Source organism: Mycolicibacterium vulneris (genome assembly GCF_002104765.1).
In the GTDB taxonomy this organism is placed as follows: domain Bacteria; phylum Actinomycetota; class Actinomycetes; order Mycobacteriales; family Mycobacteriaceae; genus Mycobacterium; species Mycobacterium vulneris.
The window spans coordinates 1-15245 of sequence record NZ_NCXM01000018.1; the positions used below are offsets into that span (position 1 = coordinate 1).

The window sequence follows — 15245 nt, forward strand, 5'->3', positions numbered from 1 at the left end:
CGGGCGCCGGGGCCGAGGCCGGAACCGCGGCTGCGGGTGCGACAGGGGCCGGGGCCGTGGCAACAACCGGCAGGCTCTGGGGCGGAGGTGCAATGGGCGCCGGCACCACTGGAGGCTGCGGCATGCCGGCCAGCCCGGCCAGCCCCGCTAATCCGCCGACAGCTCCGAGAGGGGCCATTGCCACGAGGGCAGGGATGAGCAGCAATTGCGGCGAACTCGACAGCCAGCTTGCGATTTCGGCGATATGGGAGGGCCAGTCCGACGTCTCGAGAGCGACTAGATACTGAAAAGCCAAGGCCGGATTTTGCTGCAGGTACACGCCGTACTGTTCGAAATCCTCGAGAAGTTCCAGTGCTCGAACGACCCAGAACATCAGCTGGCCCGGGTTCGAATAGGCGTCGTAGGGCAGTCCATTGACCGTCCCTTGTCCGGGATTCCAATTGATGCCGAAGAGCCGCAGGATCTGCGCGATGAAATCGTTCAGCGGGTTGTCGACCGTGGGGTCGGGGAAGCCGTTTGTGTTGTCGACCCCAGGGTCAGCGGGCGAGGCATTTGCTTTCATGATCGGCGGCGCCGGATCGGCTTGCGGTGTCGACGCGACCGCCGCGGTGGAGACCGCCTGATAGGTCGTCATCGTCGTTGCGGCCTGGGTCCACATCCGCGCGTAGTCGGCCTCATTGACCGCAATCGGAATCGTGTTGACGCCAAAGAAATTGGTCCCCACCAATGCCCCATGGACGACATGGTTGGTGGTCAGCTCCGGCAACGTCGGCATGGCTGCCAACGCGGCGGTGTATGAAGCGGCGGCAACCTCATGTTGAGCGGCCACTGCCGCGCTGTCGGCGCTGGCCTTCATCAGCCACGCCAGGTACGGAACATGGCCGGCCACATACGATTCCGAACTCGGCCCTTCCCACGCTCCCGCCTGCGCACCTGACAGCAATGCGCTCAATTCTTCTGCGGCAGAAGCGTATTCGGCACTAAGCTGCGACCATACACCGGCCGCCGTCAGCAGCGACGCCGGTCCCGGGCCACTGCTGAGCTGCCCGGAATGCAATTCGGGCGGCGAGGCCATCCAAATGGGCGCCGTCATAGGTACTCCTCAGGCTGGAAGGCTTACCAGACGAAGGAGAGCTTAATGACTATGATTGTCGTTTTCAAATGGACGCGGGTTTCCGCCCCGCGCGCTACACCAGTGGACGGCCCTTCTTGATCCTGCGGTCCAGGTCGTGCAGCAAGACGTTGAAGGGGAACTGACGGATGAACCGCGGCAGATACCGGTTCACCGTGGCCAACGCGGCAATCAGCCGGTCGAAGCGGCGCTGCTTGGTCGCGTCCCAGGGCAGCCGCATCTCGTCGCGGAACCGCTGCGGCAGGAAGCCCGTGGTGATCAGCAGCGCGAAGTTGTCGGAGAGGCGCTGCAGCGGGCGCGGCAGCGTCACGCCCCGGATCCGGTTGGCCGCGATGGGAAACAGGTACTCGCGCACGGCGTCGTCGATGTGCACCTTGGCCAGCGATTCTTCCCAGTAGCGGTCGAACGCCGCGCGGTCGGCGGGCCACATCTTGGGCGGCACCTGCAGGGTGGTGGCCAGCGTCATGCCCTCGCGGTAGTGACGGTCGGCGTCCTCACCGTCAAGTTCACCGATAAACATGCGGTAGATGTCGAGTCCACCCTTGTACAGACAGGCCCCCACCCACAGCTGCAGCGCCGGATCGAAAGCGTTGTAGGACACCGGACTTTCCGGGGTCGAATAGACCTGTGCGTGAGCGCGGTTCACCGCGCGGCGGAAGGCATCCTTCTGGGCGTCGCTGCCGTTGGTCGCGACGGCCAGGTAGGTGAAGGTGGTGCGGGCACGCTTGATCGGGTGCAGGTCGACCCGGCCGCTTTCGACGCGGCTCTCCATCACGCCGTATCCGACGCCGGGCCGGGCCAGTTGCATGATCACGTTCGCCGGACCCGCCAGCAATGCGACGCCCATCAAACCCTCGTCGATGCCCAGCGCCCGTCGTCGCCGGCGCCGCTGCGGGCGGGCCGGATCGCTGGCTCGGCGCTCGACGTGCCCGATGGGCTGGTGCACCGGCTCGTGAATTGCCATTGTCAGGTCCTCCCGCAGCGCTTGTCCGCTAATGTGCGAACGCTTGTTTCCTGATATTGTCGCGGCGGGGCGTTAGTGTCAAGATGGTTGCCATGAGCGAGACGTCCAGCGCGCGGCCGTACCGCGGGGTCGAGGCCGCGGAGCGCCTGGCCACCCGCCGGAACCGGTTGCTTGCCACGGGCCTGGACCTGCTCGGGGCGGAGCAGCAGAACATCTCGGCGGTCACCGTCCGCGGGGTGTGCCGCGGCGCCGGCCTGGCCGCCCGGTACTTCTACGAGAGCTTCGCCGACAAGGACGAGTTCGTCGCGTGCGTATTCGACTGGGTGGTCGCCGAGCTGGCTGCCACAACCCAGGCGGCGGTGGCCGCGGTGCCGGCCGGCGAGCAAACCCGCGCGGGCATGGCCAACATTGTGCGTACCATCACCGAGAACCCCCGCGTGGGGCGCCTGCTGTTCAGCACTCAGCTCGCCGATCCGGTGATCGTGCGCAAACGCGCCGAGTCCAGCGCGCTGTTCGCCATGCTGTCCGGTCAGCACGTCGGAAACGCGCTACAGGTACCGGCGAACGAGCGCATCAAGGCCGCGGCGCATTTCGTGGTCGGCGGCGTCGGGCAGACCATCAGCGCCTGGCTGGCCGGTGACGTCCAACTCGAACCGGACCAGCTCGTCGATCAGCTGGCGGCGCTGCTCGACGAGCTCGCCGAACCGAACCTGTACCGCCTCAGCGAAACACGCGCGGATGCCTAACGCACCAGCACGAGCTCACACCCGGCTGACCGTGCGCCAGCCCGTCGTGGCGGTGAGCGAGAAGTCACTCAAGGTATTCGAAATATGTTGGCTCAACCCGTCATCCGAGTTGTCCCCGCCCGGCTCGTAGGCGAGAACCGAGATGAAGACTTGTCCGTGCGCCCGTCCCGACAACAGCGCCAGCACCCCGTTGGTGCGCTGCATCGTCGCGCTGGTCACACCCGGGTACAGCGACTTCATGGCGAAGTAGTCGGCGTCGCTGCCGTCCGGCCGGTTGGCGGCCGGGTCGAGTGCACCGAGGTTGGACGACACGACGGCGGTTGCGCTGCCGGTGGCCACGCTGATCAGCCGCCGGAAGATCCGCTTGGGTATCAACGGAATCAGCGGCAGCAACGCCCAACGCTCGTCGGGCACGTCCTGATGTCGGACCAGCGCTCGCTTGATTGCGGCGCGGATCTCGCGCAGGTCGATCGCACGCTCGGGCTCGATCGTGATGTCGACATTCGTGACGGCGTTCGCGCGAGTGTCGCCCGGGGTGCGCTCGCTGACCGGCATCCCCACGTTGACCGAACCGTCGGCGGCGACCCGCCCGATCCGTTGGGCGAGACGGGCCGCCATGCCCGCGAGCAGCGCGTTGCTGCTCCCCCCGAGCGCGTGGGCCCGCGCGTCCCATTCGTCGGCGTCGATGAAGAGCGTCGCGGCGGGAAGCGTGATGCTCCGGTCGGGTCCGGCCAACTGCGCGGGCCGCTTTGCCGACGACGGGGCGACGGCTCCGCCACCCGGGCGGCCGGCCCGCGCCAGGCGCGCGGCCGCGACGACCGCGCAACCGATATCGGGTGTGTCACGGGCGGTTTGGCGTGCGTCCTCGCGCAGTGCCCGCCACCGTCGCCGTGACGCGGCGGCGGGCCAGCGCTGCGCCGCGTCGCGTCCGGATGCCGCATCCGCCACCGCCTCGCAGAGCCCCACGCCGTCGCTGACGCAATGGGTGATAACCAAGCTGACCGCCGCGCCGCCGTCGGTGAACGGCAGCACCGCGAGGCGCCATCCGGGTCCGTGCTCGGCGTCCGGCCGCGTACCGGCCTGCTCATTGCACCAGTCGTCGAATTCCTCACGCGGGCGGGGCGTCGCGACGATCTCGAGGCCGGGCTGATCGCCGGGTGACACCCAGCGGTGCCGACCGAACGGCAAGGGCGACCGCTCGATCCGGCGGGCCAACCTCCCCCTGCCCAGGTGGGCATGAAACCTCTTCAGGCCGTCGATGTCGACGGGTCTGTCGTACACCCAGACGCATTGCACCAGGCTGGTGGTGCCCGTCGCGCGCTCCCCCAGAAAGAGGGCCTGGTCGGCCAGATCCAGCACGTTGCTCATGCCTAGGCCGCCTCGGTGTCGTCTTCGTCGGCTACGTCCCGCTGCTCACTCGAATCGCCTTGGGATGCAGCGACATCCGGTGCCGCCGACGCCGTTTTGGCGACATGAGCGCAGGCTTCGGTCAAGGCCGCGATGTAGCGATGCACCGACTCGCGGGCTACCTCGTTGTCCGGGAACGAGATTGTCACCGTGGTCTTTTCGGCGTGTCGGTTGATCCACATGTTGATGCCACCGGCGGACAGGTTGTCACCGTAGGTACCGAAATTCGTCTCGGCCCACAGTCCGGCGAGGGGTATCTTGCGAAAGTCCAAGAAGGACAGCATCATCGGCAGCTGAGTGGGCAGCTTGATCCCCAAGTCATCCGGGGTCGCAAGCTCCAAGAGCCGCTCGAACGGCACATCGGCAAGACCCTTCGCGGCGTCGAAGGACTTCTGCGCCGCACGGGCCGCCTCACCGAACGAGACACCGCCGGTCGGCACGGTGACGGGGATCAGGCTGGCGAACCAGCCGACGGTCATCGTGTCGACGCCCGGCATCCGGGTGTCCCTGGCCGTGAACCCGTGATAGGTGTCGCCGCCGGTCAATTCGTGGTCGGCCAGGGCCGCGGACGCCAGGACTCCCCCGATGAACCGGGCGCCGGCCGCGCGGCAGGCAGCGTCGAAAGATTCGGTCTCAGCCCCGTCCAGCAAGTCCATCGTGACCAAGTCGCCCTTGCTGCTCGTCCAGATATCCCCCAACGGCAGTGGGAAATTCGGCCAGTTGCCGTCGGTGTCGCGGCCGAATGCGATCCAGTCCTTGATCTCGGGCGACGACAGATCCAGGGTCGCAGCCTTCTCGCGCTGTCGCGCGGCGTAGTCGCAATAGCTCCTGACCTCGGGGAGCTGGGGCTGACTCTGATGTGCGCCCTGCGACAGTTCCTGATACGTCAGGTGGATGTCGACAAAGATCAGCCCGGCGGACAATCCGTCGATGTGCAGATGGTCGACACTGGCATAGAAGGTGAAATAGTCGGCGTGTTCGACGACACCGAATGTGAAGCAACCCCATTCGAGCGTGTCCGGAGTGGTCGTCAGTACGTGGGTGCGCACCTGGTCGGCGCTCATCTGCCCGAACGGCACCGGAACCATATCGATGTCGGCGGGGTCGTCGATCGTGCGGCGCACGATTTGCCCGTCCTCGAATTCGAACCAATTGTGGTATGTGTCCTGGCAGCGGACGTGTGCATTGATGGTTGCTGTCATCGCCGGAATGTCACAGGCGCCGGGGATATCCCAGGCCACGACCATCAGGCGGGGTAGCTGCCTGCTCATCGCGTTGCCGATGTGGGCGGCCCAAAGATGTTGATTCTGTTGGTAACTCGGAGCCAGCTCAGCGCGGCGTGTGGTGCGACCCGCGTCGTGCGACGCGGGCGCGAGCGTCCACATCGTGAGCGGACCGTTCGGTGGTTGCCATTCGGTGATGTTGCCGAGTGCGACCATTTGCTTAAGTCGTCCCTCCCCTAGTGCCGACATTTGTTGCGCACCAAGGGAACAGCGAATAGGTCATCAAGCGTTGGTCGATGACCCTTCGCGCAGCATCAATTCCTTGCCAGGAACCTTGACGACATGTCGCGGCAAGTTGGACTGAGTTGCCGCGTTGCTATGTGCCCCCTGTGTCGCGGAAGTTGACGGTAGTCGAATAGGCCACAAACGTGCCCTTCTTGTGATTAGGGTCACAATGCCGGTGGAGCGCTCACAGTGGGCGCTTCACCGCGGAACAGCTCGTCTACCTGCGCAATTCGCCCCGCTCCCGCTCGCTCGCCGAATCAAGGCTTAATGACGTCACCGAAATTATGTGCGGACGCTGGTTTCCCCGCACGGGACTCACACTCGGCTGAACGTGCGCCAGCCTGTGGAGGCGGTCAGCGAAAAATCGCCGAGCGCGCCGGAGATGGCCTGCCGCAAATCCTCATTCGAGTTTCGGCGACCCAACTGATAACCGAGCACCGACACGAAGACCTGGCCGTGCACCCGCCCCGACAACAACGCCAGCGCTCCGTTGGTGCGGTGCATCGTCGCGCTGGTCACGCCCGGGTACACCGACTTCATCGCGAAATAGTCGGCGTCGGTGCCGTCCGGCCGATTCACCGCCGGGTCGATGACACCGAGGTTGGACGACACGACGGTGGTGGCGCCCCCGGTGACCACGCTGATCAGTCGCCGGAAGAGCCGCTTGGGGATCCACGGAACCAGCGGCAGCAACGCCCACCGCTCGTCGGGCGCGTCCTGATGGCGGATCAGCGCGTTTTTGATCACGGCGCGGATCTCGCGCAGGTCCCTGCCGATCGCCGAGGGCTTGAGCGTGACGTCGACGTTCGTGACCGCGTTGGCGCGAGTGTCGCCGGGGATGCGCTCGTTGAGCGGCATCCCGACGTTGACCGAGCCGTCCGCCGCGACCCGTCCCACCCGCTGGGCGAGCCGTGCCGCCAGTCCCGCGAGCAGCGCGTTGCTGGTCCCGCCGAGGGCGCCGGCGCGGCCGTCCCACTCGTCGGCGTCGACGAAGAACGTCGTCATCGGCAGGGTGATGGGGTTGTCCCCCGCGGTGGGCGGCGCGGTTGGCTTCTCGGCCGACGCCGATTGCACGGCGTCGCGGCCCTGCCAGAGCATTCTGACCGCCGCCCCGATGGCCCGGCCGACATCGCCCGTGTCGTGCGCGGTTTGGCGGGCGTCCTCACGCACCGCCCGCCATCGCCGGCGTGCCGCCGCGGCCGGCCAGCGGATCGCGTCGTCGCGCCCGCACGCCGCGTCCGCCAACGCCTCGCACAGCCCGACCCCGTCGGTGAGGCAATGCGTGGTGACCAGGCTGACGGCCGCGCCGCCGTCGGTGAGCGGGAGCACCGCCAGGTGCCAGCCGGGGCCATGCTCGGCGTCCGGCCGTTTGGTGCCTTGCTCAGCCAGCCACGCGTCGATCTCGTCGCGCCGCCGCGGCGTGCCGACGATCTCGAGGGCGCATCGGTCCTTCGGCGCTACCCAGCGATGGCGGCCGAACGGCAAGGGAGACCGTTCGATCCGGCGCGACAGCCGCCCCTTCCCCAGATGGCGATGGAACTCGCGCAGCCCGCCGATGTCGACGGCGTGGCCGTAGACCCACACGCACTGCAGCAGGCTGGTGGCTCCCGTCGCCCGCTCGCCGAGAAAGAGGGTCTGGTCGGCCAGGTCCAGCACGTTGCTCATCTTTAGGCCGCTTCGTTGTCGTCCGCGTCCGGCGCGATCGGGTAGTGTTCTTCCGAGTTCACTTGTGGCGCAACCACAACTGGCTCGTCCGCGGTGGGTTTGGCGACGCGCACGAACGCCTGGGCCAGCGTCGCGATGTAGCACAGCACCGACTCGCGTGCGATTGCGTTGTCCGGGAAGGACATCGTCACCGTGGTGTTCTCGGCCTGGCGGTTGATCCACATATTGACCCCGCCGTGGGAAAGGCTGTCGCCGTATGTGCCGAACTTCGTCTCCGCCCACAACCCGTTGAGGGGAATCTTGCGGAAGTCGAGGAAGGACAGCATCATCGGCAGCTGCGTGGGCAGCTTGATGCCCAATTCGTCCGGTGTGGCCAATTCCAGGACCCGCTCGACCGGGATGTCGGCGAGGCGCTGGGCGTCGTCGAACGACTTCTGCGCGGCCCTGGCCGCCTGGGCGAAAGTCTCGCCGGCGGTCGGCACGGTGATCGGGATCAGGCTGGCGAACCACCCCACGGTCATCGTGTCGACACCGGCGGTCCGGGTGTCCTTGGCCGTGAACCCGTGATAGGTGGCCTTGCCGGTCAATTCGTGCTCGGCGAAACCGGCGCACGCCAGGACTCCCCCGATGAACCGGGCACCGGCCGCGACGCACGCGGCATCGAAGGCCTCGGTGTCGGCGGCGTCCATCAGTTCGACGGTCAGCAGGTCGCCCTTTGTGCTCGCCCAGATATCGCCCAGTGGCAGTGGGAAACTCGGCCAGTCGCCGTCAGTGTCACGCGCGAATGCGATCCAGTCCTTGATCTCGGGCGACGCCAGGTCCAGCGTCGCCGCCTTCTCGCGCTGCCGCGCAACGTAGGCGCGGTAGCTCCGCACCCCGGGGAGCGCGGTGGCCCGGTGCCCACTCTGCGCCAGTTCCTGATACATCAGGTGGATGTCGAGGAAGATGAGGGCGGCGGACAGGCCGTCGATGTGCAGGTGGTCGACACTGGCATAGAACGTGAAGTAGTCGGCGTGCTGAATGATTCCGTAAGTGAAGCAGCCCCATTCCAGGGTCTCCGGAGTCGTGGTCAGGACGTGGGTGCGCACCTGGTCCGGGGTCATCTCGCCGAGCGCCACCGGGACGAAGTCGATGGCTTCGGGATTCTCGATTTCGCGGCGCACGAAGATTCCGTTGTCGAATTCGAACCAGCAGTGATACGTGTCCTGGCGGCGCACATGGGCATTGATCGTCGCGGTCATCGCCTCGATGTCGCAGGCGCCGGGAATGTTCCATGCCACGATCATCAGCCGGGGCAGTTGCCGGTTCAGGTTCTTGCCGTGGTAGGCGGCCCAGAGGTGTTGGTTCTGTTGATAACTCGGAGCTAGATCACTCCGCCGCGCGGCGCGCGCCGCTTCCAGCGCCGTAGGCGCGGCCATCCACATGGTAACCGGGCCGTGGGGCGGTTGCCATTCGTTGATGTTTCCGAGTGCGACCATTCGTCGAGTCCTTGTGCTGTGAGATACCGACATCTGTTGTGCGGACTGGGAGGTGTGAAAGTGCAATTAGCGCTTGGCTTTTGACGCATCTCATGTTGGTTTCACGCTTGGAATTTCGCGACGTACTTTTCGCCTATGTCGGGCCGAACTACCGCGTCGCTTACACCCCCTATGTCGCTGCTGTGGACGCTAGCTGACGGAGGTGAAGATTTGGCGGTTTTGAGAAGACTCGCATTCCCCCGCGCGATCGTCTCCGCGGCGGTAATCTTTTTCGCTTACCGGGCGCACGGCCGGCCCGATGGATGGAGCATGCGTACCAAAAAGTATCCAGCGACGGACGGTTTGCCGCCGATTCGCCTGTCCGCGTCTAGAACTCGGGATAGCATTGCTTGGCCCGTTTGCGGTGCCGGCATGCCCTCGAACCCGAACGGCCTGAGCCAGACCTGCCCCCGCATCACGGGAACAACGGCAGATGCCGCAGCCGCATGCCGGGATGCAGCAGCCACAACCGCAGCATGGTCAGCCGCAAGATGCGGACCGCACTGGTGATCATGAAGATCGCCAGCGGCACCTCGATCAGCAGCGCCGTGATCACCGACAGCCAGATGTCTTTGGGTCCGGCGGTCATCAGGTCGAACCACGCGTCGCAGATCAGCAGGACCCCGGTGGTGAAGGCGGCCCGCCGTTGCTCGGGCGGCAGCGCCGCGATCTGCGCGTCGGTCAGAATGCCGTCGGCCATGGAACCATCCTCCGGCTCGGCCCGGTCGAATCAGTGGGCGGCACCCACCGGGGGCCGCCGGTCCGCCGCTGTCCTGGGCACCGCCTGGACGTCGCCGCTTTCGAATTCCTTCACCCAGCATGCGAATTCAAGGGTGATGCCGTCCGGATCCTGGAAATAGAACGAGCGCACGTAGACGCCGGGATGCACGGTCGCGGACACCTGCATGGGGCTTTCGTCGTGGTTGAGCACCGGCCCGACCCGCACCCCCTTGTTCTTGAGGAGCTGACGGTAGGCGTCGAACTTCTCGGCCGGCACGTGGAAGGCGAGATGGTTCATCGTGCTGACGGCGCTGGTGATGTCGCCGATGCCCGGGATGGCGCCCGGCGACGAGATCCCCGGCACCCGGTCGGGGGCGTCGGCGAACCAGAAAAAGGCGACGCAGTCGCCGTTGCCGGCGTCGAAGAAGAAGTGCTGGCCGGCGCCGCCAGGTAGGTCCAGCGATTTGATCAGCGGCATGCCGAGGATGTTGCTGTAGAAGTCCACTGTTTTTGCCATGTCTGAACACACCAGGGCGACATGGTTGATCCCGCCGAGTTCGAATTCCGTGTTGGTGTTGTGCGGCTTGATCATCTAATGGCTCCCCTCGGTCCCCGGCTTGACGATCCTGGCCAAGATGCAAATCTGAATCTAACATCAGTTTCAGTTTTGGCCCAGGGAGGTGCGCAGATGTCGACCGCGGCGTCCCCTGCCGGCCGGGCCGGCGAGCCCGCCGAACTTCCCACCGTTCGCGGCAGGCGCACGCAGGCCGCCATCGACAGGGCCGCCCGGACCGTCATAGCGCGCAAGGGCGTCCTCGCCACGACCATCGCCGACATCGCCACGGAGGCCGGACGTTCGGCGGCATCGTTCTACAACTACTACGACTCCAAGGAGGCGATGGTGCGCCAGTGGGCGCTGCGCTTCCGCGACGAGGCCAACGAGCGCGCGCTGTCGGTGACCGAACACGGTTTGTCGGATCGGGAGCGGGCTCACGCCGCCGCCGCCGCGCACTGGCATACCTACCGCCACCGGCTCGCCGAGGTGATCAGCGTGTCGCAGCTGGCGATGGTCAACGACGACTTCGCCCAATACTGGGCCGAGATCTGCGAGATACCAATCTCTTTCATCGCAGAATCGGTCCGGCGGGCCCAGGACGAGGGCCATTGCCGCGACGACGATCCCCGGCTGATCGCCGAGGCCATCGTGGCGATGTTCAATCAGTTCTGCTACATCCAGCTCGGTTTGCCGCGTGCGGCGGAACCCGACGATCAAGCCTGCATCCAGACTCTGGCCAACATCTACTACCGGGCCATCTATGCGTAAGGGGGAACGCTGAATTGACTCGTCGTATCGGTGCCGGAGTGATCCGCGAATTCATCGGGGTGCCGTCGCCCACCGCGGGGCGCGCGGGCGCGGGCGGGCACCCGTGCCAGGGGCTGTATCACCGGGGGGTGGGGCGCAAACCCAAAGTGGCGATGATCGCCACGCACTATCAGATCGACTTCTCCGAGCACTATCTCGCCGACTACATGGCCACGCGCGGCGTCGGTTTCTTGGGCTGGAACACCAGGTTTCGCGGCTTCGAAAGCAGCTTCCTGCTCGACCACGCGCTGGTCGACATCGGCGTCGGGGTGCGCTGGCTGCGCGAGGTCCAGGGCGTGGATACCGTGGTGCTGCTGGGCAATTCGGGTGGCGGCTCGTTGATGGCCGCCTACCAGTCGCAGGCGGTCGAACCGAACCTGACTCCCCTGAACGGGATGCGCCCGGCGTCCGGGCTGACCGAATTGCCACCGGCCGACGGCTACGTGGCCACCGCCGCCCATCCCGGGCGCCCGGAGGTGCTCACCGCCTGGATGGATGCCGCCGTCGTCGACGAGAACGATCCGGTGGCCACCGACGCCGACCTCGACCTGTTCAACGAGCGCAACGGCCCGCCGTACCCGCCGGAGTTCCTCGCCCGGTACAGGGGCGCGCAGACCGCGCGCAACCACGCGATCACTGACTGGGCCGAAACCGAGCTCAAACGCGTTCGCGCGGCGGGGTTTTCCGATCGCCCGTTTTCCGTGATGCGGACCTGGGCCGATCCCCGCATGGTCGACCCCGGCATCGAGCCCACCAAGCGGCAACCCAATATGTGCTATGCGGGCGTCCCGGCCAAGGCGAACCGCTCGGCGCACGGGATCGCGGCGGCCTGCACGCTGCGCAACTGGCTGAGCATGTGGAGCCTGCGGGTGGCCCAAACCCGCGCCGAACCGCACCTGGCCCGGATCAGCTGCCCCGCCCTGGTGATCAACGCCGAGGCCGACACCGGGGTGTTTCCCTCTGATGCCCAACGCATTTTCGACGCACTCGCAGGCACCGACAAGACGCAGGCCACCGTCGACACCGACCACTACTTCACCACCCCGGGGGCGCGTGGCGAGCAAGCCGACATCATCACCCAATGGATCGGCAAACGGTGGCGCTGAGAGTGCGCGCCCATCCGGGTATCTGCGACGGACAGCCGCCAGCCCGTGTCGTCAACCAACCGACTGGTTGTTAGCTTGGAAGGCACTGGGCCGAAACGGCCTCCTGCAGCAACGGAAGGCGACCAATGCCGATCGCGATAAATCCCGAGCATCAAGACCTGGCCGATTCCGTGCGATCACTGGTGGCGCGCATCGCGCCGTCCGAGACGCTGCACGCGGCCATGGAGACGCCCGTAGACAACCCTCCGCCCTACTGGCAGGCCGCAGCCGACCAGGGACTGCACGGTGTCCATCTCGCCGAATCCGTCGGCGGGCAGGGCTTCGGCATCCTCGAGTTGGCCATCGTGCTGGCCGAATTCGGTTACGGGGCGGTGCCGGGGCCGTTCGTGCCGTCGGCAATCGCCAGTGCCCTGATCTCCGCGCACGACCCGGACGCGAAGGTGCTCTTCGAGCTGGCGTCGGGCGCCGAAATCGCCTCCTACGGCCTGAATTGCTGTGCGCTGACCGCCACCCGGCAGGGCAATTCGCTGGTGATCCGCGGCGAGGTCCGTGCGGTCCCCGCCGCGGCGCAGGCCACGCTGCTGGTGTTGCCGGTCGCGATCGACAGCGGTGAGGCATGGGTGGTGCTGCGCGCCGACCAGCTCGAGATCGAGCCGGTGAAGAGCCTGGACCCGCTGCGCCCCATCGCCGATGTGCGGGCCAACGCCGTCGAGGTCGGCGAGGACGTCGTGCTGACGAACCTGAGCATGGCGACGGCGCACGCGGTGATGACCACGCTGCTGTCCGCCGAAGCCATCGGTGTCGCGCGCTGGGCGACCGACACGGCCTCGCACTACGCCAAGATCCGTGAGCAGTTCGGCCGCCCGATCGGCCAGTTCCAGGCCATCAAGCACAAGTGCGCCGAGATGATCGCCGACACCGAGCGCGCCACCGCGGCGGTGTGGGATGCCGCCCGCGCGATCGACGAGGCGCGCGAAAACGGTTGGGACACAGCCGGTTCACACGTCGACTTCGCAGCCGCCGTGGCGGCGACGCTGGCGCCGGCGGCCGCCCAGCGCTGCGCCCAGGACTGCATCCAGGTGCACGGCGGGATCGGATTCACCTGGGAGCACGACGCAGGCGTGTACTACCGCCGGGCACTGATGCTGGCCGCCTCCTTCGGCCGCAGTTCGGACTACCCGCAGAAGGTCGTCGACACCGCCACCACCACCGGCATGCGCGCGGTGGACATCGACCTCGACCCCGAAACCGAGCAGCTGCGGGCCGAGATCCGGGGCGAAGTCTCCGCGCTCAAGGAGATGGAGCGTGATCCGCGCAGGGTCGCCATCGCCGAGGGCGGTTGGGTACTGCCGTACCTCCCGAAGCCATGGGGCCGGGCCGCCAGTCCGGTGGAGCAGATCATCATCGCCCAGGAGTTCGCCTCCGGGCGGGTCAAGCGGCCGCAGGTCGGCATCGCCGCGTGGATCATTCCGTCGATCGTCGCGTTCGGGACCGAGGAGCAAAAGCAACGGTTCCTGCCGCCGACCTTCCGCGGCGAGATGATCTGGTGCCAGCTGTTTTCCGAACCCGGCGCCGGATCGGACCTGGCCGGCTTGTCCACCAAGGCCACCCGGACCGACGGTGGCTGGCGCATCACCGGCCAGAAGATCTGGACCACCGCAGCGCAGTACTCGCAGTGGGGTGCACTGCTGGCCAGGACGGATCCCAGCGCCCCGAAACACAATGGCATCACTTACTTCCTGCTGGACATGCGCAGTGAAGGCGTGACGGTCACGCCGCTGCGCGAGCTGACCGGCAACGCGATGTTCAATACCGTCTACATCGACGACGTATTCGTGCCCGAGGACTGCGTGCTCGGTGAGGTCAACCGGGGCTGGGAGGTCAGCCGCAACACGCTGACCGCGGAGCGGGTGTCGATCGGCAGCAGCGACGCGAACTTCCTGGCGACCCTGCCCCAGTTCGTCGAGTTCGTTCGCGACGGCCACTTCGACCAGATCGCCCAGCATCGGGCGGGCCAGTTGATCGCCGAGGGCCATGCGGCCAAGGTGCTCAACCTGCGTTCGACGCTGTTGACGCTGGCCGGCGGCGACGCCATGCCGTCGGCGGCGATCTCCAAGTTGTTGTCCATGCGTACCGGCCAGGGTTACGCCGAATTCGCCGTCTCTTCGTTCGGCACCGATGCCGCGATCGGCGACCCCGACCAATTACCCGGCAAATGGGGCGAATACCTGTTGGCCAGCCGTGCCACCACCATTTACGGCGGCACCTCCGAGGTGCAGCTGAACATCATCGCCGAACGGCTGCTGGGCCTGCCCCGCGACCCGTAAAGCGCCGCGAAAAGGCCCGCAAACAGGGCCATGCCGACCTGACTACGTCAGGCCGGCATGGTTCCCCCCATACGCGGTCGGCCATCGGCGAGGGTTGGCGTGTCGGCGATGGCCCCTACCGCGCGGAGATGGTGATCACCACCACCAGTTCCACCAGTGCTGGGGGCCCCAGTAGCCACCGCCACGGCCCCAGTTGCCGTGCCCCCAATTGCCATTTCCCCGACCATCATGGCCGCCCCATCCGCGACCGCCGGGGCGATCGGAGATGAAGCCCGGTCCGCTATGCGGCCCAGCATTGGCGAAGCTCGTGGTGGCTGCGGGCGCAGGAGCGGCCTGAGCCGTGGGGGCGCCGCCGAAAAGCAGCGCGCCGGCCACAGCCCCGGCACCTAGGACACCTGCGGCCCCGCCGCGTAATGATCGCCCGAGGATCATCAAGTTTTCCTTCCAACCACTTGCCACCGATAACAAAAACGTTAGTTGGACATTTCTGAGCAAACAAGGGAATTCGCTATTTGGCTATTGTGAATTGGATAACAACGGCCCTGAACCCCCGCCAATAGGGGGTGTCATTGATGGTCCGTATTTACGTAAGTCATTTATTTTCAGATACTGACGCTTCGGCCTTCGATAGCTATTATCTCAGCTCAGCCGCCACTTACTGATGTACTGGGCTACGGATCGCGTACCTACTGAAGTCAGACTTTCCGTACTGACAGATATTCTGACTTCCAGACTTTTCGAGCGGAACCAGCCACCCCATTTGCGTGCTCTCAAAAGAAGTATTACGGGC

Annotated in this window: 11 protein-coding genes and 1 pseudogene; 4 read left to right on the forward strand and 8 right to left on the reverse strand. The window is 66.3% G+C overall.

The window, feature by feature from the left end; all coding sequences use genetic code 11:
• Positions 1 to 1093 (reverse strand): PPE family protein (locus tag B8W69_RS17605; RefSeq protein ID WP_085291095.1); only part of this gene is annotated, 1093 nt, incomplete at its 3' end.
• Between the two features lie 94 nt (positions 1094 to 1187).
• Positions 1188 to 2096, reverse strand: coding sequence for an oxygenase MpaB family protein (locus tag B8W69_RS17610; protein ID WP_085291096.1), 909 nt, complete (start codon positions 2094 to 2096; stop codon positions 1188 to 1190).
• Between the two features lie 83 nt (positions 2097 to 2179).
• Here B8W69_RS17610 and B8W69_RS17615 point away from each other — a divergent pair, with 83 nt between their 5' ends.
• Positions 2180 to 2842, forward strand: coding sequence for a TetR/AcrR family transcriptional regulator (locus B8W69_RS17615; protein ID WP_085291097.1), 663 nt, complete (start codon positions 2180 to 2182; stop codon positions 2840 to 2842).
• Between the two features lie 15 nt (positions 2843 to 2857).
• On the opposite strand, the gene B8W69_RS17620 is transcribed toward B8W69_RS17615, so the two are convergent.
• From B8W69_RS17620 to B8W69_RS17645, 6 genes and pseudogenes are all read right to left on the reverse strand, one after another.
• A complete protein-coding gene (locus B8W69_RS17620; RefSeq protein ID WP_085291098.1) occupies positions 2858 to 4210 on the reverse strand; it encodes a WS/DGAT/MGAT family O-acyltransferase in 1353 nt (450 codons plus the stop codon).
• A 2-nt stretch (positions 4211 to 4212) separates the two neighbouring features.
• Positions 4213 to 5688, reverse strand: a complete 1476-nt coding sequence (locus B8W69_RS17625; protein WP_085291099.1) for a condensation domain-containing protein — start codon at positions 5686 to 5688, stop codon at positions 4213 to 4215.
• 384 nt (positions 5689 to 6072) lie between these two features.
• Positions 6073 to 7422, reverse strand: coding sequence for a hypothetical protein (locus B8W69_RS17630; protein ID WP_085291100.1), 1350 nt, complete (start codon positions 7420 to 7422; stop codon positions 6073 to 6075).
• Between the two features lie 2 nt (positions 7423 to 7424).
• Positions 7425 to 8900: a condensation domain-containing protein gene (locus B8W69_RS17635; protein WP_085291101.1), complete on the reverse strand. Its 1476-nt coding sequence runs from the start codon at positions 8898 to 8900 to the stop codon at positions 7425 to 7427.
• A 454-nt stretch (positions 8901 to 9354) separates the two neighbouring features.
• A pseudogene (locus B8W69_RS17640) lies at positions 9355 to 9579 on the reverse strand (hypothetical protein); the annotation flags it as partial.
• Positions 9580 to 9669: 90 nt separating this feature from the next.
• A complete protein-coding gene (locus B8W69_RS17645) occupies positions 9670 to 10251 on the reverse strand; it encodes a VOC family protein (protein ID WP_085291103.1) in 582 nt (193 codons plus the stop codon).
• A 96-nt stretch (positions 10252 to 10347) separates the two neighbouring features.
• On the opposite strand from B8W69_RS17645, the gene B8W69_RS17650 reads away from it, so the two are divergent.
• From B8W69_RS17650 to B8W69_RS17660, 3 genes are all read left to right on the forward strand, one after another.
• Positions 10348 to 10983 carry a TetR/AcrR family transcriptional regulator gene (locus B8W69_RS17650; RefSeq protein ID WP_085291104.1) on the forward strand — a complete coding sequence of 212 codons (636 nt, stop codon included), beginning with the start codon at positions 10348 to 10350 and terminating at the stop codon, positions 10981 to 10983.
• Positions 10984 to 10997: 14 nt separating this feature from the next.
• Positions 10998 to 12128: an alpha/beta hydrolase gene (locus tag B8W69_RS17655; protein WP_110881978.1), complete on the forward strand. Its 1131-nt coding sequence runs from the start codon at positions 10998 to 11000 to the stop codon at positions 12126 to 12128.
• A 125-nt stretch (positions 12129 to 12253) separates the two neighbouring features.
• Positions 12254 to 14455: an acyl-CoA dehydrogenase family protein gene (locus tag B8W69_RS17660; RefSeq protein WP_085291106.1), complete on the forward strand. Its 2202-nt coding sequence runs from the start codon at positions 12254 to 12256 to the stop codon at positions 14453 to 14455.
• Positions 14456 to 15245 lie beyond the last annotated feature (790 nt).

What these genes read in the sequence shown, in the direction of transcription:
- B8W69_RS17610 (WP_085291096.1), bottom strand. Translation starts at nt 2,096, where the DNA reads ATGGCAATTCACGAGCCGGTGCACCAGCCCATCGGGCACGTCGAGCGC.
- B8W69_RS17615 (WP_085291097.1), top strand. Translation starts at nt 2,180, where the DNA reads ATGGTTGCCATGAGCGAGACGTCCAGCGCGCGGCCGTACCGCGGGGTC.
- B8W69_RS17620 (WP_085291098.1), bottom strand. Translation starts at nt 4,210, where the DNA reads ATGAGCAACGTGCTGGATCTGGCCGACCAGGCCCTCTTTCTGGGGGAG.
- B8W69_RS17625 (WP_085291099.1), bottom strand. Translation starts at nt 5,688, where the DNA reads ATGGTCGCACTCGGCAACATCACCGAATGGCAACCACCGAACGGTCCG.
- B8W69_RS17630 (WP_085291100.1), bottom strand. Translation starts at nt 7,422, where the DNA reads ATGAGCAACGTGCTGGACCTGGCCGACCAGACCCTCTTTCTCGGCGAG.
- B8W69_RS17635 (WP_085291101.1), bottom strand. Translation starts at nt 8,900, where the DNA reads ATGGTCGCACTCGGAAACATCAACGAATGGCAACCGCCCCACGGCCCG.
- B8W69_RS17645 (WP_085291103.1), bottom strand. Translation starts at nt 10,251, where the DNA reads ATGATCAAGCCGCACAACACCAACACGGAATTCGAACTCGGCGGGATC.
- B8W69_RS17650 (WP_085291104.1), top strand. Translation starts at nt 10,348, where the DNA reads ATGTCGACCGCGGCGTCCCCTGCCGGCCGGGCCGGCGAGCCCGCCGAA.
- B8W69_RS17660 (WP_085291106.1), top strand. Translation starts at nt 12,254, where the DNA reads ATGCCGATCGCGATAAATCCCGAGCATCAAGACCTGGCCGATTCCGTG.